The sequence below is a fragment of the Pseudomonas sp. TE4620 genome (genome assembly GCF_056279045.1).
This window is the reverse complement of record NZ_JBWBQO010000001.1, coordinates 2551736-2572801: the sequence shown is the minus strand read 5'-3', so window position 1 is coordinate 2572801 and position 21066 is coordinate 2551736. Positions and strand designations below refer to the sequence as shown.

Annotated in this window: 21 protein-coding genes; 10 read left to right on the top strand and 11 right to left on the bottom strand. The window is 62.1% G+C overall.

Features of this window, described 5'->3' with window-relative positions; translation table 11 throughout:
* Positions 1-11 precede the first annotated feature (11 nt).
* The 3 genes from ACZ9A3_RS12030 to ACZ9A3_RS12020 all read left to right on the top strand — a co-directional run bounded on the left by ACZ9A3_RS12030 (position 12) and on the right by ACZ9A3_RS12020 (position 2896).
* Entirely contained in the window at positions 12-389 is a 378-nt protein-coding gene (locus tag ACZ9A3_RS12030; RefSeq protein ID WP_093381910.1) for a response regulator, read from the top strand.
* A 106-nt stretch (positions 390-495) separates the two neighbouring features.
* Positions 496-2256, top strand: a complete 1761-nt coding sequence (locus tag ACZ9A3_RS12025) for a PAAR domain-containing protein (RefSeq protein WP_476252662.1) — start codon at positions 496-498, stop codon at positions 2254-2256.
* Positions 2249-2896 (top strand): DUF2931 family protein, encoded by a 648-nt coding sequence (locus tag ACZ9A3_RS12020; RefSeq protein ID WP_476252661.1) that lies wholly within the window; start codon positions 2249-2251, stop codon positions 2894-2896. Before ACZ9A3_RS12025 ends, ACZ9A3_RS12020 begins: the two co-directional genes overlap by 8 nt.
* A gap of 1 nt (position 2897) precedes the next feature.
* Here the strand turns inward: ACZ9A3_RS12020 and ACZ9A3_RS12015 are convergent, their stop codons facing one another.
* From ACZ9A3_RS12015 to ACZ9A3_RS12005, 3 genes are read right to left on the bottom strand one after another with little or no spacing between them, the layout of a single operon-like run.
* Positions 2898-3491: a TetR/AcrR family transcriptional regulator gene (locus ACZ9A3_RS12015; RefSeq protein WP_093381917.1), complete on the bottom strand. Its 594-nt coding sequence runs from the start codon at positions 3489-3491 to the stop codon at positions 2898-2900.
* Positions 3492-3502: 11 nt separating this feature from the next.
* Positions 3503-4351: a 3-hydroxybutyryl-CoA dehydrogenase gene (locus ACZ9A3_RS12010; protein ID WP_045198065.1), complete on the bottom strand. Its 849-nt coding sequence runs from the start codon at positions 4349-4351 to the stop codon at positions 3503-3505.
* 14 nt (positions 4352-4365) lie between these two features.
* Entirely contained in the window at positions 4366-5550 is a 1185-nt protein-coding gene (locus tag ACZ9A3_RS12005; RefSeq protein ID WP_476252660.1) for an acetyl-CoA C-acyltransferase family protein, read from the bottom strand.
* 170 nt (positions 5551-5720) lie between these two features.
* Here ACZ9A3_RS12005 and ACZ9A3_RS12000 point away from each other — a divergent pair, with 170 nt between their 5' ends.
* Positions 5721-6752: an AraC family transcriptional regulator gene (locus ACZ9A3_RS12000; protein WP_258593728.1), complete on the top strand. Its 1032-nt coding sequence runs from the start codon at positions 5721-5723 to the stop codon at positions 6750-6752.
* Here the strand turns inward: ACZ9A3_RS12000 and ACZ9A3_RS11995 are convergent.
* The 3 genes from ACZ9A3_RS11995 to ACZ9A3_RS11985 form a co-directional block, all read right to left on the bottom strand.
* Complete coding sequence (locus ACZ9A3_RS11995) at positions 6721-8250, bottom strand: catalase (protein WP_093381921.1); 1530 nt, start codon at positions 8248-8250, stop codon at positions 6721-6723. The two genes, ACZ9A3_RS12000 and ACZ9A3_RS11995, sit on opposite strands and share 32 nt — an antisense overlap.
* A 160-nt stretch (positions 8251-8410) precedes the next feature.
* Entirely contained in the window at positions 8411-9295 is an 885-nt protein-coding gene (locus ACZ9A3_RS11990) for a dihydrodipicolinate synthase family protein (RefSeq protein WP_045198073.1), read from the bottom strand.
* Between the two features lie 35 nt (positions 9296-9330).
* A complete protein-coding gene (locus tag ACZ9A3_RS11985; protein WP_476252659.1) occupies positions 9331-10113 on the bottom strand; it encodes an aldolase in 783 nt (260 codons plus the stop codon).
* A gap of 160 nt (positions 10114-10273) precedes the next feature.
* Here ACZ9A3_RS11985 and ACZ9A3_RS11980 point away from each other — a divergent pair, with 160 nt between their 5' ends.
* Positions 10274-10810, top strand: a complete 537-nt coding sequence (locus tag ACZ9A3_RS11980) for a helix-turn-helix domain-containing protein (RefSeq protein ID WP_476252658.1) — start codon at positions 10274-10276, stop codon at positions 10808-10810.
* A gap of 5 nt (positions 10811-10815) precedes the next feature.
* Positions 10816-11601 (top strand): AraC family transcriptional regulator, encoded by a 786-nt coding sequence (locus ACZ9A3_RS11975; RefSeq protein WP_045198078.1) that lies wholly within the window; start codon positions 10816-10818, stop codon positions 11599-11601.
* Here ACZ9A3_RS11975 and ACZ9A3_RS11970 read toward each other — a convergent pair.
* On the bottom strand, positions 11590-12177 hold the full coding sequence (locus ACZ9A3_RS11970) for a LysE family translocator (RefSeq protein WP_195884319.1): 588 nt from the start codon (positions 12175-12177) through the stop codon (positions 11590-11592). The genes ACZ9A3_RS11975 and ACZ9A3_RS11970 overlap by 12 nt on opposite strands.
* 181 nt (positions 12178-12358) lie before the next feature.
* Here ACZ9A3_RS11970 and ACZ9A3_RS11965 point away from each other — a divergent pair, with 181 nt between their 5' ends.
* Together ACZ9A3_RS11965 and ACZ9A3_RS11960 are read left to right on the top strand one after the other, a co-directional pair.
* The gene (locus ACZ9A3_RS11965; RefSeq protein ID WP_476252657.1) at positions 12359-13069 is read left to right on the top strand and encodes an SDR family oxidoreductase; all 711 of its coding nucleotides are present in this window, start codon (positions 12359-12361) and stop codon (positions 13067-13069) included.
* A 201-nt stretch (positions 13070-13270) separates the two neighbouring features.
* Positions 13271-14842: a TerC family protein gene (locus ACZ9A3_RS11960; RefSeq protein WP_213604223.1), complete on the top strand. Its 1572-nt coding sequence runs from the start codon at positions 13271-13273 to the stop codon at positions 14840-14842.
* Here ACZ9A3_RS11960 and rarD read toward each other — a convergent pair.
* Positions 14805-15692, bottom strand: coding sequence for an EamA family transporter RarD (gene rarD, locus ACZ9A3_RS11955; protein WP_093381935.1), 888 nt, complete (start codon positions 15690-15692; stop codon positions 14805-14807). The two genes, ACZ9A3_RS11960 and rarD, sit on opposite strands and share 38 nt — an antisense overlap.
* Before the next feature lie 61 nt (positions 15693-15753).
* Positions 15754-17325, bottom strand: coding sequence for an EAL domain-containing protein (locus ACZ9A3_RS11950; RefSeq protein WP_476252656.1), 1572 nt, complete (start codon positions 17323-17325; stop codon positions 15754-15756).
* Positions 17326-17650: 325 nt separating this feature from the next.
* Here ACZ9A3_RS11950 and hppD point away from each other — a divergent pair, with 325 nt between their 5' ends.
* Positions 17651-18727 carry a 4-hydroxyphenylpyruvate dioxygenase gene (gene hppD, locus ACZ9A3_RS11945; RefSeq protein ID WP_093381938.1) on the top strand — a complete coding sequence of 359 codons (1077 nt, stop codon included), beginning with the start codon at positions 17651-17653 and terminating at the stop codon, positions 18725-18727.
* A 63-nt stretch (positions 18728-18790) separates the two neighbouring features.
* Here the strand turns inward: hppD and ACZ9A3_RS11940 are convergent, their stop codons facing one another.
* Together ACZ9A3_RS11940 and ACZ9A3_RS11935 are read right to left on the bottom strand one after the other, a co-directional pair.
* A complete protein-coding gene (locus ACZ9A3_RS11940; protein WP_093381939.1) occupies positions 18791-19579 on the bottom strand; it encodes a CSS-motif domain-containing protein in 789 nt (262 codons plus the stop codon).
* A 137-nt stretch (positions 19580-19716) separates the two neighbouring features.
* On the bottom strand, positions 19717-20412 hold the full coding sequence (locus ACZ9A3_RS11935) for a type 1 glutamine amidotransferase domain-containing protein (protein WP_093381940.1): 696 nt from the start codon (positions 20410-20412) through the stop codon (positions 19717-19719).
* A 154-nt stretch (positions 20413-20566) separates the two neighbouring features.
* On the opposite strand from ACZ9A3_RS11935, the gene ACZ9A3_RS11930 reads away from it, so the two are divergent.
* On the top strand, positions 20567-21025 hold the full coding sequence (locus tag ACZ9A3_RS11930; protein ID WP_093381946.1) for a nucleoside deaminase: 459 nt from the start codon (positions 20567-20569) through the stop codon (positions 21023-21025).
* The last annotated feature ends 41 nt before the right edge of the window (positions 21026-21066 follow it).

Here is a 21066-nt window from a genome sequence, read left to right as displayed (position 1 = left end):
AAGGCATTGGCATGAGTGAAGATGCGCAAGACGTAGTACTGGTGGTCGAAGACGAGCCAGTGATTCGCATGATTCTCGAGGACTACCTCAAGGGCGAGGGTTACCACGTGCTGGTGGCGGAGAACGGTGAGCAAGCTTTCAAGATTCTCGCGAGCAAGCCGCACCTGGACCTGATCGTCACCGATTTTCGTTTGCCGGGAGGAATCACCGGGGTGCAGATCGCCGAACCTGCGGTGAAGATGCGCCCGGACCTGAAGGTGATCTTCATCAGTGGCTACCCGGCGGAAATTCGCGAATCAGGCAGCCCGATCGCCTTCAAGGCGCCGATCCTGGCCAAGCCGTTCGACCTGAACAGCTTGCGCGAGCAGATTCAGGAGCAATTGCGCTAGGAGCCTGCTGACTCTTCCCACGCCATCCAGCATGGCTGGCTGATATTCCCCGCCGAGTAAAAAGCGTCCGATAGCATCCTTGTGAGTCGCCACAGGGAGTCGGCGCATGCGCTTTATCGTTCGCCAGGGAGACGCCACCAGCACCGGTGGTGAAGTACGCAATGGCTGCGCAAAGCACCCGCTTGGCGGTCGGCCCATCGCCCGCATGGGCGACCCGGTGTATTGCCCTCGCTGCCAGCGTACCGGCGAAATTGCCCAGGGCAACCCGGCCTACCGGGTAAGCGGCCAGGCGGTGGCCGGCGAAGGTCACCTGGTGCGTTGCGCCTGCCCTTATGGCAGCCACGCGCTGATTGCCAGCCAGCGGCGCGCACGCATGGGCCTGACCACCACCGGGCGAACGCTACCGCCCGCTATTGCCCTCGAAGAAGAGGAGGAAGAGGTCGAGGCAGACAATGGCGTCACCCTGCGTATTGGCGTGTTCTTTGATGGCACGGGTAACAACCTCGCCAACAGCGCCACCGTCGCCCAGTGTTTTGCCCGCGATGTAGAGCTGGCAGAGGAGGCCGAGGAAGTGCGTCGCCATTGCGCCAGGTATGGCTATGACGGCCAGGGGAGTGTGCCGGATGACAGCTACGGCAATGACATGACCAATGTCGCGCGGTTGTATGAGTTGTATCAGGATCGGGTGTGGGGTGATGAACAGCAGGGCAGGCGCCAGGTGGTGCTCAAGGTCTATATCGAAGGGGTCGGCACTACGAGCGGGGGCAAGGATTCCGCTCTTTCTCAGGCAACCGGTCGATACGGGACAGGGGTGATTGCTCGGGCAGAACAGGCACACGCCGAGGTCTTGAATCAGGTCAACATTTGGTTTGATGAAAATCCTCAGGCAAAAGTATCCGAACTGCAATTTGACCTGTTTGGCTTCAGTCGAGGCGCTGCCGCGGCGAGGCACTTTGCTAACAGTCTTCACAGGGGCAAGCGCGGCGGTCTGGCTGCACGCTGGCCGGTGCGCGTCAAACTTTCTGATGACTTCGACTGGAACTCAAAAAGTCATTTGAGCATTCAGTTTATTGGCCTGTTTGATTCTGTTGCAGCGATTGTTGCGGTTCTTCGCGGTAACTTCAGTCCGGCGAACGCTAACTACTCTGGTGTGGAAATGGGCCTCAAGGCAGGTGTTGCCCATAAGGTCGTACAACTGGTGGCAAGGGATGAGTGGCGCAAAAATTTCCCTCTGACCCGAACCGATAATGATATCGAGGTGCCTGGTGCGCACTCTGATGTCGGTGGAGGTTACCTGCCACGTATGCGAGAAAAAGTCTTGCTGTCCAGGCCGCGTAGCAGTGTCGAGCTACGTAGCCTGGCCAACGAACGGAGCCAGTCCTATCTAAAAGTACAGGAAGATTACTTGCGCAATCGCTCGAAGTGGGAACGCCTGAAGTTGCAAATGAACATAGTTACATGGTCGGTGGACCTGCCCTTTATTCCCAATCGAGACGCACACCCGTACAAGCGTGTATTTGCCTTTATTCGATGTGAGCGCGATGTGTTTGCCGATTTATCGTGGGTCTATTTGCGCATTATGCGCGAACTTGGCATACGAAGTGGTGTGCCGTTCCATGAAATTGGTGATCAACCGGACTTGCCCGATGAGCTTCAGGGGATTGCAGCGAAACTGACCGCTTATGCGCTAGGCGATCGGGCCAGTACTGGGCTCACCCCTGATGAAGAGACATTATTGCGTACTCGATACATTCATCTGTCCAGCCATTGGAACCCCCTGGGTTATCTAGTACGCGACAGCACAGAAGTGGTGTTTATCCATAGGCCGAATGCAAACGGTCAACGCACGGTATTACCCAATGAGTAGTACCTGGCGAGTCGTGCTGCTGCTCACTGCTTTGCTGCTTGCAGGGTGTGCAGGTCAAGACAGTATTCGGCTGCCTGCTGGCCCATGGTATTTGGGTTTTGTGGCGCCTACCCACATGGCCGTGTGGATTGAGACTGCCGATGTGCTGGACATCAAGGACCGCGGGTTCAGACGAGTCATGGGCGGGAACGCCAGAATGGATTTTACATTCAAGCCTGAGGATGGTTGGTCAACGCGCACGGGAGTGGGGTCGGGAAAATATGTATCGGGCAGTGATCTGCCCAAGTTGATTTATGTTCGCTGGCAATCATTGGCCGAAGCACAGACCTACGAAGTAGTCATTGAGATTCCTGAGGCAACGCGCCACAGCATGTTGAAACCTGAGCGCGCCTATTGTCGTTTGAATGATCGAGTCATCGATAACTACCGTACATACGTGACCATCGGCCTGGCCCCTGGCGGTGTCGCCCAAACCTGGCTGCGTGGAGTTTGCCTTGAGCGCATCAAGGTGATTCGAACGGTCGGTCGCATAGTGCCACTGGGACCGGACCTGGGGCGCTCCAGCGTTGGCTACCTACCACTGGAACCCGAATCCCAAGCCTACATCGACGCCCACGGTATCCCCTATGGCGCCTGGTAAGTCAGGCCATCGAGTTCAGGCTTTCACCGCGCAGGGTCCGCTCGATTCCGCCCAGCAGCATGCTTTCCATCAGCGCCAGGCCCTGGGCCTGGGGCAGTTGCGAGGCTTGCAGCCAGCCGGGCAGGCTGTTGAGCAGGTTGGCGATGACATGGGCGGTGGCTTGCAGTGCCTTGCCGTGCAGAGTTGCCTTGGGCGCCAGCAGGCGCAGCAGGGCGCTTTCATACTGTTGACGCAGTTGGCCGATGCGCGCTTGCTGCTCGACACTCAAACAGCACAGGTCACGCTCGGCCAGGCGAAACTGCAGCGGCCGCTCGGTATGCAGGCTCCAGTGCGCGGCAATCACCTCGCCGAGGGTCTGTTGCTGGCTGCGCCGCCCCGGGTTAAGGGTGGCCAGCAGCTCCTCGAACAACTCCTCGATGAGGTCGAACAGCAAGTGCTGCTTGCTCGGGAAGTGGTGGTACAAGGAGCCTGCGGTCAGGCCCAGGTGGGCGGCCAGTTCGCGCATGCTGACCTGGCCGAAACCCTTCTCGGCGAACAGCTCCAGGGCCTTGTCACGCCGCTCTTCAAAGTTCGCACAACGCAAAGCGGCGTCCATGGCAGGGCTCCCTAGTAGGTGAAAAAGCCACGACCGCTTTTACGCCCCAGGTAGCCGGCGGCAACCATTTCCTTGAGCAGCGGAGCAGGGCGGTACTTGCTGTCGTTGTAACCTTCGTGGAAGGCTTCGATGATCGCCAGCAGGGTGTCGAGGCCGATCAGGTCGGCCAGGGCCAGCGGGCCGATCGGCTGGTTGCAGCCAAGGCGCATGCCGGTGTCGATGTCTTCGGCGCTGGCCAGACCTTCCTGGAGCACGAAGATCGCCTCGTTGATCATCGGCACCAGGATGCGGTTGACCACAAAGCCCGGGCGATTGCCGGCGCTGATCGGGGTCTTGCCGACCTTTTCGGTCAGGGCCAGGGCCTTGGCGTAGGTGGCGTCACTGGTTTGCAGGCCGCGGATGATCTCGACCAGGGCCATCATCGGCACCGGGTTGAAGAAGTGCACGCCAACAAAGCGCTCCGGCTGGCTGACCGCCGCGCCCAACTGGGTGATCGACAGCGACGAGGTGTTGGTGGCGATCACGCACTGCTCGCTGACGCTGGCGGCGATCTGCTTGAGGATGCGCAGCTTGAGCTCGAGGTTCTCGGTGGCCGCCTCGATCACCAGTTCGGCCTGTTGCAGTTGCGCGTAGTCGGTGCTGGTGCGGATGCGTGCCACGGCGGCTTCGGCATCTTCTGCGGCCAGGGTCTGCTTGCTGACCTGGCGCTCGAGGTTCTTGCGCAGGGTGGCCAGGCCGCGCTCCAGGGCGGCGTCGGAAACGTCGATCAAGGTGACCTGGTAACCGGCAACCGCACAGACCTGGGCAATGCCATTGCCCATGGTGCCGGCGCCGATTACTGCAATGTTCTGAATACTCACTTTTAAATCCTTGCTCAGACGCGTTCGAAGACGATGGCGATACCCTGGCCGCCGCCGATGCACATGGTTGCCAGGGCGTAGCGGCCCTGGATGCGCTGCAGTTCATGAATGGCCTTGGTGGCGATGATCGCCCCGGTGGCGCCGACCGGATGGCCGAGGGAGATGCCCGAGCCGTTGGGGTTGACCTTTTCCGGGTCGAAGCCCAGTTCACCGGCAACCGCGCAGGCCTGGGCGGCAAAGGCTTCGTTGGATTCGATCACGTCGAGGTCGGCAACGCTCAGGCCGGCCTTGTCGAGCACCTTGCGGGTCGCCGGTACCGGGCCCAGGCCCATCAGCTCAGGTTCGACGCCGGCGTGTGCGTAGGCCACCAGGCGTGCCAGCGGCTGCAGGTTGTGGCGCTTGACGAAGTCACCTGTGGCCAGCACCAGGGCGCCGGCGCCGTCGTTCAGGCCGCTGGCATTACCGGCGGTGACCGTACCGTCCTTCTTGAACACCGCCTTCATGCCGGCCAGTTGCTCTGCGGTGACTTCGCCGCGCACATGTTCATCCACCTCGAAACGCACCGGGCCTTTGCGGCTGGGGATCTCGATCGACACGATCTGGCTGGCGAAGCGGCCCTCGGCGATGGCGCGGGCGGCGCGGCGCTGGCTGGTCAGGGCCAGTTCGTCCTGCATCTGGCGGGTGATGCCATTGCGTTCGGCGACGTTTTCCGCAGTGATACCCATATGAAAGCCGGCGAACGGGTCGTGAAGGATGCCGAGCATATAGTCGATGCCCTGCAGGTCACCCATGCGTGCGCCCCAGCGGGCTTGCGGGAGCAGGTAAGGGCCGCGGCTCATGGATTCGGCGCCAGCGGCGACCACTGCTTCAGCGTCGCCCAGCAGCAGGCTTTGCGCCGCCGAGACAATGGCCTGCAGGCCCGAGCCACACAGGCGGTTGACGTTGAATGCCGGGGTTTCCTTGGGAATGCCGGCGTTCATGGCCGCTACCCGCGCCAGGTAGGCGTCGCGCGCCTCGGTCGGAATCACGTTGCCCATGACCACATGGCCGATCTGCTCGGGGGCAACGCCTGCACGTTCGATGGCGGCACGGGTCACGCTGCTGGCCAGGTCCGCCAGGGGCAGGTCCTTGAGGGCGCCGCCGAAGCTGCCGATGGCCGAGCGTACAGCGCTGACTACATAGATGTCCGGGGTATTCATGATCGACTCCAGTGTGCGAAAGCGTGGCGGGGCAGGCCCGGCGTCTGCCAGAATGCTGCCCGCAGCCACCTTCAGGTTGGCTTCGAGTCTAGGCAAAGCCTGCGTACGGGCCTATGCCATAACTGTCCAGTGACACTGGTATTTTTTGCCACACCCTTGCGGAATCCGCCATGCGGGAAAACGATACAGTCGCCGTCTATTTCGTCCATACCATGCTCCATGCCCTGCGCGCGCAACCGGCGCGGGCGGCGGCGCTGCTGGTCGAAGCCGGAATCGACCCGGCGGTGCTCCAAGCGCCTGGCGCACGGGTGCCAGCGTCTGCGTTTGCACGCCTGTGGTTGCTGCTGATCGAGACCCTTGACGACGAATTCTTCAACCTCGACAGCCATGGCATGCCGTTGGGCAGCTTTGCCCTGATCTGCCGCGGGCTGATCCAGGAGCCGAACCTGGAAAGGGCGCTGCGCCAGTGCCTGAACAACTTTGCGTTGTTCCTGCGCGATATCCGCGGGCAGTTGACGATCAAGGGTGGGCGCGCGGTGATCAGCCTGCGCACTGGCATCGAAGATCCGCTGACCCGGGTCTACGCCGAGGAAACCTTTCTCGCCCTGGTGATCAGCCTGGCGTGCTGGCTGGTCGGGCGACGCGTGGTCATCGATCGAACGGCACTGGCCGACACACGCCCGGCCCAGGACGATGACCCGTTGCTGTGGGGCGCCAACGTGCAGATGGGCGGTGGCCGTACCGAGATCGAGTTTGCCGCCGATTACCTGCGCCTGCCGGTGGTCCAGGACCTGGCGGCGCTGAAGACCTTCCTGCGCAGCGCACCGCAGTGGCTGGTGATTCGCTACCGCAACCAGAATGGCCAGGTGGCTCAGGTGTACCGTTATCTGCGTGCCCGCCGGTATGGCCAGTGGCCGACCCTGCTGGCCATGGCCGAACGCCAGGGCCTGAGCCCCAGCAGCTTTCGCCGCCAGCTGGAGCGCGAGGGCCGTTCGTACCAGCAGATCAAGGATGAAGTGCGTCGGGCCATGGCCTTTGAGTGCCTGCGCCAGACGCACCTGAGTATTGCCGAAGTCGCCGAGCACACCGGCTTCCAGGAGCCCAGTGCGTTCCACCGGGCGTTCAAGAAATGGACCGGCGAGAGCCCCGGCAGTTACCGCCAGCGCATGCTCAGTCCCGCAGCTGCGCTGCCAGTTGCTTGACCCTTACCAGGTCGCCACCGGCAACCTTGGCCACGCCCTTGCCATAGGCAGGGTCGGCCTTGTACAGGTACGCGAGGATGAGGTGCTTGCTTTCGTCGTCGCTGCTGGCCAATGAGCCACCGAAGCTATTGATCAGGTCGCGGCGGTCGTTGGCGCTATAGGAGCGGAACAGCTCGCCGGCCTGTTTGAAGTTCTGCTGACGCTCGATGCCTTGCTGCTGGGTGCTGCCGCTCAAGGGTTGCTGGCTGTAACGTGCCGACTCAGTCGGGGGGCGTGGCATCAGGCGGCTGGGCTCGTAGTTGACCCCGCTGACACTACGCGCGCTGTTAAGGGCACCATCCTGATTGGCGTTATTGATCCTGACCCTGGGCTGATTGATTGGCAAACCGGCGGCATTGGCGCCGACCCGGTACATCTGGGTGTCGGCATAGGAGAACAGCCGGCCTTGCAGCAGGCGGTCTTCCGAAGGCTCGATGCCCGGCACCAGGTTGGAGGGCGCCAGGGCCACCTGCTCGGTTTCCTGGAAGAAGTTGCCGACATTGCGGTTGAGTACCATCTGCCCGACTTTTTGTTCAGGCACATCTGGCCAGATCTTGGTCGGGTCCAGTGGGTCGAAGTCAAAACCGGCGAGCTGCTCGGGCTTGAGCGTCTGGATATACAGGTCCCACTTCGGATGATCACCACGATTGATCGAATTGACCAGGTCGTTGGTCATGTGGCTGAAGTCATGCCCCTGAATCTTGGCCACTTCGCCAGGGCTCAGGTTTTTCTGACCTTGTAGGGTTTTCCAGCGAAACTTCACGTAGGTGATTTCGCCATCGCGGTTGACGAACTTGTAGGCATGCACGCTGTTGCCATCCATGTGCCGGTAGCTCAGCGGCGTGCCTTCGTTGGAGTAGAGCAACGTCAGGGTGCGGGTGGCTTCGGGCATGTGCGAGAGCAGGTCGAAGCGGCGCGCGTCGTTGCCAAGGTTGGTGCGCGGGTCGGGCTTGAAGGCGTGAACCATGTCCGGGAACTTGATGGCATCACGAATGAAGAAGGTCGGGAAGTTATTGCCGACCAGGTCCCAGTTGCCATCAGTGGTGTAGAAACGTGTGGCAAAGCCGCGCGGGTCGCGCAGGGTTTCCGGGGAATGAAGGCCGTGCACCACCGAGGAGAAGCGCACGAACACCGGGGTTCGCTCCCCCGGGGTGAATACCTTGGCCTGGGTCAGTGCGGAAATATCGGCGCTGGCGGTGAACTCGCCATGGGCACCGGTACCGCGGGCATGCACCACACGCTCAGGCACCCGCTCGCGATCAAAACGCTGCAGCTTCTGGATCAACTGCACGTCCTGCAGCAGGGTGGGGCCGGTACTGCCAGCGGTCTGCGAGTTCTGGTTGTCGCCCACCGGGGCGCCATTGTCGCGAGTTAGCGGGGCGGCGAATGCCGTGCTGGCAATCAATACGGCCGAGGCGAGTACGCCCAGCGTAAAGCCTGAAAAACGTCGGGTGCTCATGGTGACTGTCCTGTCATGGGTTAGAGCAGCCGATGATAGAAACGGCAGGACACCAGCCCCAGATGGGCTTTCTTCAAGCAGTGTCGGACTTCTCCGGAACTGCTGGGTGACTCTGCACCGGTCCCCGGCACTGTTGCAGTGCCGGGTTGTTACGGTCGTCCTACAGCATTTGTTTGAGCAGTTGTTGCAAGTGCGCCTGACCTGCGTTGTCGAGGGCAAATACCGGCCGCCGCGGCTCACCCACCGGCAAACCGGTCATGCCCAGACCGGCCTTGATGGTTGCCGGCAGGCCACCTTTGAGGATGAACTCCAGCAGCGGCAATTGACGGTAGAACACCGCCTTGGCTGTGCCCAGGTCGTTGGCCTGGACGGCCTGGTAAAGCTGCTGGTTGAGGGCCGGGATCAGGTTCGCAGCGGCGGTGCACCAGCCGCTGGCACCGGCCACGAAGGCTTCCAGGGCCAGCGGGTTGCAGCCGTTGTAGAACGGCACCTTGCCTTCACCCAGTAGCTGCAGCTTGTGCATGCGCTGGATGTCGCCGGTGCTCTCCTTGACCATGGTGACGTTTTCGACCTCGCGCACGATGCGCAGGATCAGCTCCACCGACATGTCGGTACCGCTGGTGGCCGGGTTGTTGTAGAGCATGATCGGCAGTTCGATGCTGGCGCCGATGGCCCGGTAGTGCTCGAGTATCTCCTCCTCGGTGAGCTTCCAGTAGGCGGCCGGCAGCACCATCACCGCATCGGCGCCGTGTTCCTGGGCAAAGCGCGCGCGGCGAATGGCACCGGCGGTGGTCAGGTCGGAGACGCTGACGATGGTCGGTACTCTCCCTGCGATCTGGCGCAGGCTGAAGGCGGCTACCTGCTGCCATTCCAGATCGCTCAGGTAGGCGCCTTCGCCGGTGCTGCCCAGTGGCGCAATGGCGTGAACGCCACCCTCGATCAGGCGCTCGATCGAGCGGCCCAGGGCCTCGAGGTCAAGCTGTTCGCCGTCGGCGCTGAACGGGGTGATGGTGTAGCCGATGATGCCGTGAAAAGTCTTGGACATGAAATTTACTCCGCAAGGTCAGTGACAGGCTTGGTTCAGTTCAGGCAGTCGCCATGTACCTGCAGGCATTGGCGCGCATAGTAGTTGAAGGCGGCGCTGTGGCGCTTGGGCCGGGAGATCCAGTCATGGGCTTCGCGGCCCAGTTGCGGGGCAATCGGTTTGATGCTGCCGGCGGCCATGGCCAGCAGTTGCAGCTTGGCGGCGCGCTCGATCAACTGGGCGATCACGCAGGCTTCCTCGATGCTGGCACCGGTCGACAACTGGCCGTGGTGCGACAGCAGGATGGCGCGCTTGTCGCCCAGGGCGGCGCTGATGATCTCGCCTTCTTCGTTGCCCACCGGCACGCCGGGCCAGGCCTCGAGGAACGCGCAATCGTCGTACAGCGGGCAGAGGTCCATGTGCGAGACCTCAAGTGGCACTTCCAGCATCGACAGGGCGGCGACGTGGGTCGGGTGGGTGTGGATGATGCAGTGCACATCCGGGCGGGCACGATAGACCCAGCTGTGGAAGCGGTTGGCCGGGTTGGGCATGCCCTGGCCTTCGAGCACGTCCAGGTCTTCGTTGACCAGCAACAGGTTGCTGGCCGTGATTTCGTCGAAACCCAGGCCCAGTTGCTGGGTGTAGAAGGTGCCTGGCTGCGGGCCGCGGGCGCTGATCTGCCCGGCCAGGCCGGAGTCGTGGCCGTTGTCGAACAGAATCCGGCAGGTCAGTGCCAGCTTTTCGCGCACAGTCCACGTATTATCGGCAAGCGAGCCTTGCATCTGCTTAAGGGCCTGCTGGATCAGTTGGTCCTTGGGGAGTGCCATTGTCTTGGCCATGGGGCTATCCTCGGTGGCGTGATGGAGTGTCACGGCTGGCCCACCCCGGTTGCTTGGAAGGTGACGGGGTGGTCAACTGCATGACACAATCAAGGCTATATGACACAAGGTGTCATTAGCAAGAAAATACTTGCCCATGGCATTGGGAAAATCGCGTCACATGTCTATCCGATTGAAACTGTTGAGAAAAAAACTGGGTATTACCCTGGAGGCGCTGGCTGAAACGGCTGGCATGACCAAGAGTTACCTGTCCAAGGTCGAGCGCGGCTTGAATACGCCCTCCATCGCTGCAGCGTTGAAGCTGGCGCGTGCCTTGAACGTCAATGTCGAGGAGCTGTTTGCCGAAGACCAGCCAGGCCAGGCCCGTTACAGCCTGGTGCGCAGCCATGAACGCCAGGCGGTGTCGGGGCAGGGGCCGGGTTATTCGGTGCTGGCCAAGCAGATCGGCAGCCGCAGCCTGCTGCCGTTCATCATCAGCCCGCCGCCGGAGTTCAGCGATGCCTCGTTCAAGGAGCACCTTGGCGAGGAGTTTCTGTTCGTCCATGAAGGCCAGGTCGAGGTCGACTTCATGAACGAGCGGTTGATCCTCGAGCGTGGCGATGCCCTGTATTTCAACGCCCAGACCCCGCACCGCCTGCGTTCGTTGGGGCCGGTGCAGGCCCAGTTGCTGGTGGTGGTGCACGACGCCGAGGGCTGAAGCCTATGCACGCAAATTCGCGATTCTGGCGTGACCCGGCGCTGCCCTTCGTTGAAGTGCGCAGCGTCGCCGATGGTCGCAAGGTCTGTTACGCGGCGCATTCGCACGAGAGTTTCTCGATTGGTGCGATTACCGCAGGGCGCAGCACCTACATCAGTGGCGATCGCCAGCAGCAAGTGGCTGCCGGCACCGTGGTGCTGATGAACCCCGGAGTGGTGCACACCTGCAACCCTATCGCGGGCGAGCCCTGGTCCTACCTGATGCTGTTCATCGACTGGGCCTGGTTGCAGGGCCTGGGTTTCTCGCCGCTGGCGGCTGTCAGCAGCACCGAGGCGGGGCTGTTCGATGATTTGCTGCAGCTGTTTGCCGTGCTGCTGGATGAGCAGCAGCCGCCAGTTGGCAAAGAGGCGGCACTGCGAGTGTTTTGCAGCGCACTGAGCCTGCGCCTGGGCGAAAGCGCAAGCGCGCTGGGCCAGGGCGACCCGCGCCTGCTGGCCGCAGCCGAATTCATCCGCGCGCACTGCACCGAGCCTTTGCGCCTTGAAGACATCAGCCGCGCTGCCGGCTTGTCCGCGTCCTACCTGATCCGTGCGTTCAAGCAGCAGTTCGGCTTGACGCCCCATGGCTACCTGCTCGATCAACGGGTGCAGTATGCCCGTGCCCAGTTGCGCCGCGGGCGGTTGATTGCCGAGGTGGCACTGGAGGCAGGTTTTGCCGACCAGGCGCACTTGCAGCGAGCCTTCAAGCGCCACCTGGCGGCGACGCCTGGGCACTATCGTTCAGCCCACTAGCAGGTACAGCGCGCTGGCCAGCAACAGCAGCGCCAGGCAGCGGTTGAACCGGCGCATACGCTGGGCATTGCTCAGGGAGTGGCTGATTGCACTGCCGGCCCAGGCCCAGCTGGCAATCGACAGAAAACAGATTACCAGGTAGATCGCGCTGAACTGCCACAACCGGCGGCTATCGCCCTCGCCGACATAGGCGCCGATGCCGGCCACGCAGGCCAGCCAGGCCTTGGGGTTGAGCCATTGCAGGGTGGCGCCGGCGAGCACCGAGGGCGCGCCCGTAGCGCCGCCAGCGCCCAGTTCGCCGTTGTCGCTGGCCAGTTTCCAGGCCATGTACAGCAAGAACACCACGCCGGCCCAGTGCAACACTTGAGTCATGGCCGGCCAATGGCGCAACAACTCGTGCAAGCCAAGGCCGATCAGCACCAGCAGCAGGACAAAGCCGAGGGTTGCGCCGCTGACATGCCGCAAGCTGGCGCGAAAGCCGTGGCGGGCGCCGGCGCTCAGGGCGACGATATTGACCGGGCCGGGGGAGATTGAGGCGGCCAGGGCGAAGGCGGCCATTGATAACATCAGGCTCATGAGGGGTATCCAGCAGTGGAAGACCGACACAGCCTAAGGCGTGGCGAATGGCCGGGTATTGAAGAAAATTACCCTGGATATCTTCAAGCAATGGTTACAGGTGCTTGGCGTACAGCCTGGTTTTTCCCTGATTGCTCGCAGAGCAAGATGTAATCACTTTCAAGCACAGGCAGTGATCATCATGTACAGCGCTCATCAATCCTTGTTGCACCAGACCGTGCTGGTGCTCGGCGGCGCCAGCGGTATCGGCGCGGCGGTAGCGCGCCAGGCCAGGGCACGTGGTGCACGGGTCATCGTTGCCAGCCGCCAGGCGGTAAGCCCGGGTGAGGGGATCGAGGCATGTGTTGCCGATATCACCGATATCCGGGCGCTGCAGGCGCTGTTTGCCGGCGTTGGCACCGTCGATCATCTGGTGATCAGCGCTGGCCCCGCCGTGCAGGCCAGGCCCCTGGCGCAGAGCGACCTGCAACTGGCGCGCGAGGCTTTCGAGGTGAAGTTCTGGGGCGCCTTGCAGGCGATCCAGCTGGCGTTGCCGCACCTTTCTGCGCACGCCAGCATCAGCCTGACCTCGGGGTTGCTGTCACGCAAGTTCGTCGCCGGGCAGATGATCAAGACCACCCTCAATGCGGCGCTCGAAGCCCTGGCCAGGCAACTGGCCAAGGAGCTGGCGCCACGCCGGGTCAACGTTGTCAGCCCGGGGCTGACCGAAACCGAAGCCTACGCCGGGATGGACGGCGAGTCGCGGCAGGCGATGTTCGCCCGCGCCGGCGCGGGCCTGCCGGTCGGACGGGTGGGGGCGGCGGATGAAGTGGCGGCCGGGTATCTGCTGGCCATGGAGAACGGCTTCATGACCGCCAGCGTCATTGATATCGATGGTGGTGGGTTGATTTAGGCAGTTGTGGGAACGGGCGGGTACAGAATTTGAAATAGTTTCGCGCTGTGAGAAAAGCCTGCTGCAATTGTAGGATCACATCCCCAATTGATTTCAGGTTGATATGACTTCGTTCTCGGAGCCTCCCAGTACCCGGCCGTCCCGGCCATTCTCCCGTCCTTGCGACGTTTCCCGCCCGTTCTCGCACATGAGTAATCGCCCATGGAATGGCTAGCCGACCCCACGGCCTGGCTGGGCCTTGCCACGCTGATTGTGCTGGAACTGGTACTGGGTATCGACAACCTGGTGTTCATCGCCATCCTCGCCGACAAACTGCCGCCCCATCAGCGCGACCGCGCGCGGGTGATCGGCCTGTCGCTGGCGCTGATCATGCGCCTGGGCCTGCTGGCCAGTATCTCGTGGATGGTGACCCTTACCGCGCCGCTGTTCGAGGTGTTCGGCAAGAGCTTCTCCGGGCGCGATCTGATCATGCTCTTCGGTGGTGTGTTCCTGTTGTTCAAGGCCACCATGGAGTTGCACGAGCGCCTCGAAGGCCACGTTGCGCAGAACACCGGCAGTGTGCGCCATGCCGCGTTCTGGCCGATCGTCGCGCAGATCGTGGTGCTCGATGCAGTGTTCTCCCTCGACGCGGTGATCACCGCCGTGGGCATGGTCGAAGAGTTGTCGATCATGATGATCGCGGTGATCTTCTCCATCGGCATCATGATCGTTGCCAGCAAGCCGTTGACCCGCTTCGTCAACAATCACCCGACGGTGATCATGCTGTGCCTGGGCTTCTTGATGATGATCGGCTTCAGCCTCACCGCCGAGGGCCTGGGCTTTCATATTCCGAAAGGCTACCTGTACGCGGCCATTGGCTTCTCGATTCTGATCGAGCTGTTCAACCAGCTGGCCCGGGCGCGGCGCAAGCGCAGCCTGCAGCAACACCGGCCGCTGCGTGAGCGCACCGCCCACGCGGTCCTGCGCCTTTTGGGCGGGCGCCGGGTCGAGGCTGATGATGTCGGCGAGGAGATTGCCGACCTGGTCGAAGGTGGCGAAGAACAGGTGCTGTTCGACCGCCGCGAACGGGTGATGATCAGCGGCGTGCTGAACCTGGCCGAACGGCCGATCAAGACGGTGATGACGGTGCGCGCCGAGGTCGATGCCATCGACCTGGCGCAGCCGGCCGAGGCGATTCGTACCGCACTGATGCATTCGTCCTACTCGCGCCTGCCGTTGATTCGTGACGGGCGTATCGAAGAACCGCTGGGCTTCGTGCACAAGAAGGAGCTGCTCAAGGAACTGCTGGCCGGTAATCAGCCTGACCTCGAGAGCCTGGCCCGGGCGCCGGTGAACCTGCTGGAGAGTTTCAGCATCCTCAACGCCCTGGAGCAGATGCGCAACCAGTCGACGCACATTGCCTTCGTGGTCAACGAGTTCGGTGATTTCACCGGGGTGCTGACCATGACCGACATCCTTGAGTCCATCGCCGGTGAACTGCCCGATGCCAGTGAGGTGGAAGGCCCGGGCATCGTCGAGGACGGCCACGGCTTTGTCGTCAGCGGCGCCCTTAACCTCAGCCAGATCCAGGCACGCACCGGTTTTGCCGCCAAGCCCACCGAGGACTACCAGACCCTCGCCGGCCTGGTCATGAGCCTGCTCGATCGCTTGCCGATGGTCGGCGACAGCCTGGTGTGGAACAACTGGCAAATGACCGTGGTCGCGGTGGAGGAGCGCCGCGTGCGCCAGGTGCGCCTTACACCGAACGCCGCCGTTGACGCAGCAGGTGCCTGACGCCTTCGGCGATCAATACCAGCACCGCCAGCCAGATCGGCAGGTAGGTCAGCCACTGGTCGGGGCCGATGGTCTCGCCCAGCAGCAGGGCCACGGCCACCAGCAGCACCGGCTCGACATAGCTGAGCAGGCCGAACAGGCTGAAGGCCAGCAGGCGGCTGGCCAGCACATAGCAGATCAGCGCCAGGGCGCTGATCACCCCAAGCAGCGGGATCAGGCCGTACAGCCCCGGATGCGCGGCCAGGTCCTCGGCTGACAGCGGCCCCTGGATGACAAAGTACAGCGCCGCCGGCAGCAGCAGGCACATGTCGGCCCACAAACCGCCAAGGTGATCGGTCGCGCATTTGCGCCGCAGCACGAAGTACAGCGGGTAGCCTGCGGCGACCAGCAAGGTCTCCCAGGCAAAGCTGCCGTGTTGGTAGAGCTCATGGCCGACACCGGTCATCGCACAGGCTACCGCGAGTTTCTGCAGCCGCGACAATTGTTCGCCATACACCAGGCGGCCGGTCAGGACCATGGTCAGCGGCAACAGGAAGTAGCCCAGCGACACTTCCAGGCTGCGTCCGTGCAACGGCGCCCAGAGGAACAGCCAGAGCTGCACGCCCATCAATGATGAAGTACCCAGCAGGCCGAGCAACAGCAGCGGCGTGCGCCTAACCCGCGCGAGCAAGCCGGTGACCAGCGGCCAGTCGCGGGTAAACAGCATGAACAGGGTAACGCAGGGCAAGGTCAGGAGCATGCGCCAGCCGAACACCTCCTCGCCATCGAGCGGGGTGAGCAGCGAGGTGTAGTAGTACATCACGGCAAACAGGAACGAGGCCGTGACCGATGTAATGATGCCTTTTGACACAAATGCCTCGGTTACAGAAGAAAACAGAGCGGGGAACCCGCCATGATCTCAGGGCGCAGGCCTAACCGGCAACCTTCGCGACCTGCGGCGCGGTTTCGGCCTGGGCTGCCAGGGCGGCGACAAAGTCCTCGATCGGCATCGGCCGGGCAAACAGGTAACCCTGCTGGAAATCGACATTGTGGCGCGCCAGGTAATCGCGCTGGGTTTCGTTCTCGACGCCTTCGGCGACGATGCCCAGCTCAAGCTTGGCCGACAGTTCGATAATGCTGTCGAGAATGTGCAGCGACAACGCATCGACCCCGATCAGGGCGACGAAGCTTTGGTCAATCTTCAGGTAATCGACCTTGAACTGGCGCAAGTAGCTGAGGCTGGACTGGCCGGTGCCAAAGTCGTCGATGGCGATCATCACCCCCAGTTCGTGGAGTTTGCCGAACAGCGTCTGGGTAACTTCGCTGGGGGCAATAAGCTTGCGTTCGGTCAGCTCCAGGGTCAGCAATACCCGGCCAGGCGGGAAGGCGCCGAGAAAGGCCCGGCAGTCGTCGTACAGGGCCAGGTCCTGGCAATGATCGGCGGTGATGTTGATGCCGACATGAAAACCCTCGCCCATCAATGCGGCATGCGGCGCCAGCAATTGCGCAGTGCGCTGCATGAGCATGCGCGTCATCGGTACGATCTGGCCGCTGTGCTCGGCGTAGGGAATGAACAGGTCGGGGCGCACCAGACCGTCGCGCGGGTGCTGCCAGCGCATCAGCACTTCGGCGCCGGCCCAGCGGTAGTCGCCCTTGCGCACCACCGGCTGGAAGTACGGCAAGAACTCGTTGGCTTCCATGGCCCGCTGCAGCTCGGCCCGTGGGGAGCTGGCACGGCGCAGCATCCAGCGGCATACGGTACCGGCAATCACCCCGAGAAACACCAGCAGGCCGAACAGGGCAGGATATTCATCGCGCATTACCTGGCCGACCTTGCCTGTCGCATAACCGCTGTGGATCGAGAACGGGTAGTGGCTGGAGGTCAGGCGCACTGGCGCAACCTCAGCGGCGGGGGCGATCCCTTCATGGACCAGGCCGTCCTTGCCCATCCAGTAACGGCCCACCTGTAGCAGCAACTGGGTCTGCGGGCCGATCAGGCGCAGGGCGGTCAGCAGGTGGTCACCATCGACGGTAGTGATGGCGCCGCGCTCGCCTTCATAGACCCGATACACCAGCAATGGGTGGCCAGGAGTCACCGAGTTGCCGTTCATCAGCCAGAGCTTGCCGTCGACATAGTCGCTGGCATTGACCGGTTCGCTGTAGGGGCCGAACAGCGAGCTGCAATACAGCTCGTTGCGGTACACCAGGTTGGTCGAGCGTACGAACGAGCGGCGGGTGACCTGGTCGCGCAGGGCCAGTTTCTCTTCCACGCACGGCATTCCGGCCAAGGGCAGCAACGACCTGGCTGCGCCAGAAATGTTGTCGAGGATCAGCTCTACCTGGGCCACCACCTGCTGCGCCGTGGCGCGGCTGCGGGCGTCCAGCTCACGCTGGGCCTGCAGGTGCATGATCAGCAGCCCGCACAGCACCGGTAGGGCGCCAACCGCCCAGGGCAGCAGGGCACGCAGGGTCCAGCGTCCGGGGCGTTTTACCGTGAGCGGCATGGCGGCTAACCTGTACAAGCGGGGGAATGAAAACGGCTGTGTGCCTAGGATAGCCGTTCGTCGCCGCTCGGGCGTCAACTAAAGTGCGGACAAAACGGTTTACGCACTGTAGAATCCCGTTACGCATACAATAATAAGGTTCTCCACCTTCGGGGAATCAACCCGCCGAGAATGGGTCCATATGAAGTGTCATGGGTTCAAGCTGATCTATGGTGACTACCTCGCCAGAAGTGTGAGGGGCATCTCTTGCGCGCCACCACGCCTGCTCGACATCGATAGCAATTAACGACCGTTATTTACCCGCTTTGATGATGAGGAAACGAGCATGGCTGATATCTTTGAAAACCCGATGGGCCTGATGGGCTTTGAATTCATCGAGTTCGCATCGCCGACCCCGGGCGCCCTGGAACCGATCTTCCAGATCATGGGCTTCACCAAGGTGGCTACCCACCGTTCCAAGGACGTGCATCTGTACCGCCAGGGCGGTATCAACCTGATCCTGAACAACGAACCGAAAAGCGTCGCCTCGTACTTTGCCGCCGAGCATGGTCCGTCGGTGTGTGGCATGGCCTTCCGTGTGCGTAACGCCCACGAAGCCTACGCCCGCGCCCTGGAGCTGGGTGCCCAGCCGGTCGAGATCGAAACCGGGCCGATGGAGCTGCGTCTGCCGGCGATCAAGGGCATTGGCGGTGCGCCGCTGTACCTGATCGACCGTTTCGAGGAAGGCAGTTCGATCTATGACATCGACTTCAACTTCATCGAAGGTGTCGATCGTCACCCGGTCGGTGCGGGCCTGAAGATCATCGATCACCTGACCCATAACGTTTATCGCGGGCGCATGGCCTACTGGGCCGGTTTCTACGAGAAGCTGTTCAACTTCCGCGAAATCCGTTACTTCGACATCAAGGGCGAATACACCGGCCTGACCTCCAAGGCCATGACCGCGCCGGATGGCATGATCCGCATCCCGCTGAACGAAGAGTCGTCCAAGGGCGCCGGGCAGATCGAAGAGTTCCTCATGCAGTTCAACGGCGAGGGCATCCAGCATGTGGCCTTCCTCAGCGACAACCTGCTCGAGAGCTGGGATGCCCTGAAAAAGCTCGGCATGCGCTTCATGACCGCGCCGCCAGAAACCTACTACGAGATGCTCGAAGGGCGTCTGCCGGGCCATGGCGAGCCGGTCGGCGAACTGCAGGCCCGTGGCATCCTGCTCGATGGCTCCTCCGAGGCCGGTGACAAGCGTCTGCTGCTGCAGATCTTCTCCGAAACCCTGATGGGCCCGGTGTTCTTCGAGTTCATCCAGCGCAAGGGTGACGATGGCTTCGGCGAAGGCAACTTCAAGGCCCTGTTCGAGTCGATCGAGCGTGACCAGGTCCGTCGTGGCGTACTCAGTACCGACTGATCCGGACCGTCACTGAAAAAGGCCATTGAGCAAACGCTCAATGGCCTTTTTTCATGGTGGAGCTCACGCTGTTTTTCGTCGTTGCCTGAACAGCCCCCAGTAGGCCACGGCGCAGGTGATAATGCCGACCAGAAGCAGGGAAGGCGCTGTGGAGGCCATGGCCTGGCTGAGCATCTTGCGGGTGTGGCCATCGGGGTAGCCGGCGTGGACGGTGTAGCCGTACTTCTCCGAGACCATGCGCTGGCTGTCTTCTTCATGGTTGGGTACCTGCTCGGCGCTGCCACTGCCGGTTGCCCAGACAAAATCGCTGCCGAACTGCAGGGCCAGGACAATGGCGTTCTTGAAGCCCTGCAGTTCTGTTTGCAGGGAGCGCGCATCGCTGATGGCGATGACGCCCATGGGATATTCCTGCAGGCGGTAGTGCAGCACCGGCATGTCCGGGGTGATTTCGTTGCGCGAGTCCAGGCGCAGGCGCTGGTTGAAGTAGCTGCCCGGGTCGATTGCCGTGTCGATGCTGCCGAGCAGGGTGCTGCAGTAGGCACGGTTTTCCCGGGTCAGCACCAGCGAGCGCACGCTTGGCTGCCTCAGCGCTTCCTGGCGCAGAGTCGGGAGGATTTTCTCGCAGGGTTGCCCGACCAACCCGAGCACAGTATTGCTGGAGCCGTGCATGGCATCGAAGACCCGGTCGATAGCATAGATAGCCTCGACCACAGACACCTCGGCGGTTTCTTCCTGCTTGCGCTCGACCTGCAGGGCCAACACCAGAAGGCCACAGGCCACGGGCGCCAGGCCGATCAGCAGGGTTATCAGAAACTCGAGCAGGCTGCGGCCGGCAAGACGGGTTGGAGCCATGAGTGCACCTCTATGCTGAACAAGAGCCCGACCTTCCTGGTCGGGTGACACTCGTCAGCATAAAGAGCGCAATCAGCGGCGGATGTAGGCCGTGTTTAACCTGGGTGCAGTACCCATCGGCAATCTGGGTAGGCGCCTCAGCGCTTTTTCAGTGCGGCCACTACCAGGTCAGCCACCGCGCCCCCGGAGGCGGGATTCTGTCCGGTAATCAAGCGTCCGTCTTTCTGGTCGGCGATGGCGAAGGCCTGCCACGGCTCTTCTGCCTTGCGGTACAAACCGCCGCGGGCCTTGAGCTCGGTTTCGGTGAGGTAAGGCACCACTTTGTCCAGTTCGGCCAGTTTCTCTTCAGTATCGGAAAAGCCGGTGACCTCGCGATCCTTGACCAGCAAGGTGTTGTCACTGAGCTTGATATTGAGCAGGCCGACCGCGCCATGGCACACCGAGGCCACCACGCCACCGGCCTCGAAGATGCGCCGGGCCAGGTCCTGCAGCTCGCTGCTGTCGGGGAAGTCCCAGATCACCCCATGACCGCCGGCATAATAAATGGCGCTGTAGTCCTGGGCCTTGACCTCGCCGGGGCTCAGGGTTTTGCCCAGGCGGTTCATGAACGCCTTGTCCTGGTACCACTGCCAGTCGATATCCGCGGCCATCTGCAGGCTGTGCGGGTCAATCGGCACGTAACCGCCGCTGGGGCTGAGGTAATCGACCTTGTAACCGGCCTTTTCGACCTTGTCGACAAAGTGCACCGCCTCGCCCAGCCACAATCCGGTGGCGCGCTTCAGCGTCGGGTATTTGGCCGTATTGGTCAGCACCACCAGTATTTTCTTGCTCATCGCAACGCTCCCTATACTGGAACGGACCCGGACTGCCCAGGTCGCAGAGGAGAAACCTGTTCAGCATAGTAGTGACTGGCATGGATGCCATTCCTTGCTGGCGGTATGCTAGCCTGCGAAGAAAACCGCTTTGCAACAGGGAGTCGACCAACCGATGAGCACGTTGAACCAAGACGTAGATGCGTTCATGCAGGCTGCTATCGATGAGGCCCAACTGGGCCGCGAAGAAGGCGGCATACCGATCGGTTCGGTGCTGGTACACAATAACCAGATCATCGGCCGTGGCCACAACCGCCGGGTACAGAAGGGCAGCGCGATCCTGCACGGCGAAATGGACGCTCTGGAAAACGCCGGCCGCCAGCCGGCCAGGGTATATCGCGAGGCGACCCTGTACACCACTTTGTCGCCATGTCCGATGTGCAGCGGGGCGATCCTGCTGTATGGCATCAAGCGCGTGATCGTTGGTGAAAACCAGACCTTCATGGGTGAGGAAGCGCTGCTCAAGGCGCGCGGCGTCGATGTGCAAGTGCTGCACAATGATAACTGCGTCAAGATGATGCGCGATTTTATCCAGGACAGCCCCGAACTCTGGAACGAAGATATCGGCGTTTAGGTCCGATTGTTCAGGCCCCCACCGTCAGCCGAGTTTGCCCA

What these genes read in the sequence shown, in the direction of transcription:
- ACZ9A3_RS11950 (WP_476252656.1), bottom strand. Translation starts at nt 17,325, where the DNA reads ATGCCGCTCACGGTAAAACGCCCCGGACGCTGGACCCTGCGTGCCCTG.
- ACZ9A3_RS11930 (WP_093381946.1), top strand. Translation starts at nt 20,567, where the DNA reads ATGAGCACGTTGAACCAAGACGTAGATGCGTTCATGCAGGCTGCTATC.
- ACZ9A3_RS11995 (WP_093381921.1), bottom strand. Translation starts at nt 8,250, where the DNA reads ATGAGCACCCGACGTTTTTCAGGCTTTACGCTGGGCGTACTCGCCTCG.
- ACZ9A3_RS11940 (WP_093381939.1), bottom strand. Translation starts at nt 19,579, where the DNA reads ATGGCTCCAACCCGTCTTGCCGGCCGCAGCCTGCTCGAGTTTCTGATA.
- ACZ9A3_RS11935 (WP_093381940.1), bottom strand. Translation starts at nt 20,412, where the DNA reads ATGAGCAAGAAAATACTGGTGGTGCTGACCAATACGGCCAAATACCCG.
- ACZ9A3_RS11970 (WP_195884319.1), bottom strand. Translation starts at nt 12,177, where the DNA reads ATGAGCCTGATGTTATCAATGGCCGCCTTCGCCCTGGCCGCCTCAATC.
- ACZ9A3_RS12020 (WP_476252661.1), top strand. Translation starts at nt 2,249, where the DNA reads ATGAGTAGTACCTGGCGAGTCGTGCTGCTGCTCACTGCTTTGCTGCTT.
- ACZ9A3_RS11975 (WP_045198078.1), top strand. Translation starts at nt 10,816, where the DNA reads ATGCACGCAAATTCGCGATTCTGGCGTGACCCGGCGCTGCCCTTCGTT.
- ACZ9A3_RS12030 (WP_093381910.1), top strand. Translation starts at nt 12, where the DNA reads ATGAGTGAAGATGCGCAAGACGTAGTACTGGTGGTCGAAGACGAGCCA.
- ACZ9A3_RS11960 (WP_213604223.1), top strand. Translation starts at nt 13,271, where the DNA reads ATGGAATGGCTAGCCGACCCCACGGCCTGGCTGGGCCTTGCCACGCTG.
- ACZ9A3_RS12000 (WP_258593728.1), top strand. Translation starts at nt 5,721, where the DNA reads ATGCGGGAAAACGATACAGTCGCCGTCTATTTCGTCCATACCATGCTC.
- ACZ9A3_RS11990 (WP_045198073.1), bottom strand. Translation starts at nt 9,295, where the DNA reads ATGTCCAAGACTTTTCACGGCATCATCGGCTACACCATCACCCCGTTC.
- ACZ9A3_RS12015 (WP_093381917.1), bottom strand. Translation starts at nt 3,491, where the DNA reads ATGGACGCCGCTTTGCGTTGTGCGAACTTTGAAGAGCGGCGTGACAAG.
- ACZ9A3_RS12005 (WP_476252660.1), bottom strand. Translation starts at nt 5,550, where the DNA reads ATGAATACCCCGGACATCTATGTAGTCAGCGCTGTACGCTCGGCCATC.
- ACZ9A3_RS11980 (WP_476252658.1), top strand. Translation starts at nt 10,274, where the DNA reads ATGTCTATCCGATTGAAACTGTTGAGAAAAAAACTGGGTATTACCCTG.
- hppD (WP_093381938.1), top strand. Translation starts at nt 17,651, where the DNA reads ATGGCTGATATCTTTGAAAACCCGATGGGCCTGATGGGCTTTGAATTC.
- ACZ9A3_RS11985 (WP_476252659.1), bottom strand. Translation starts at nt 10,113, where the DNA reads ATGGCCAAGACAATGGCACTCCCCAAGGACCAACTGATCCAGCAGGCC.
- ACZ9A3_RS12025 (WP_476252662.1), top strand. Translation starts at nt 496, where the DNA reads ATGCGCTTTATCGTTCGCCAGGGAGACGCCACCAGCACCGGTGGTGAA.
- ACZ9A3_RS11965 (WP_476252657.1), top strand. Translation starts at nt 12,359, where the DNA reads ATGTACAGCGCTCATCAATCCTTGTTGCACCAGACCGTGCTGGTGCTC.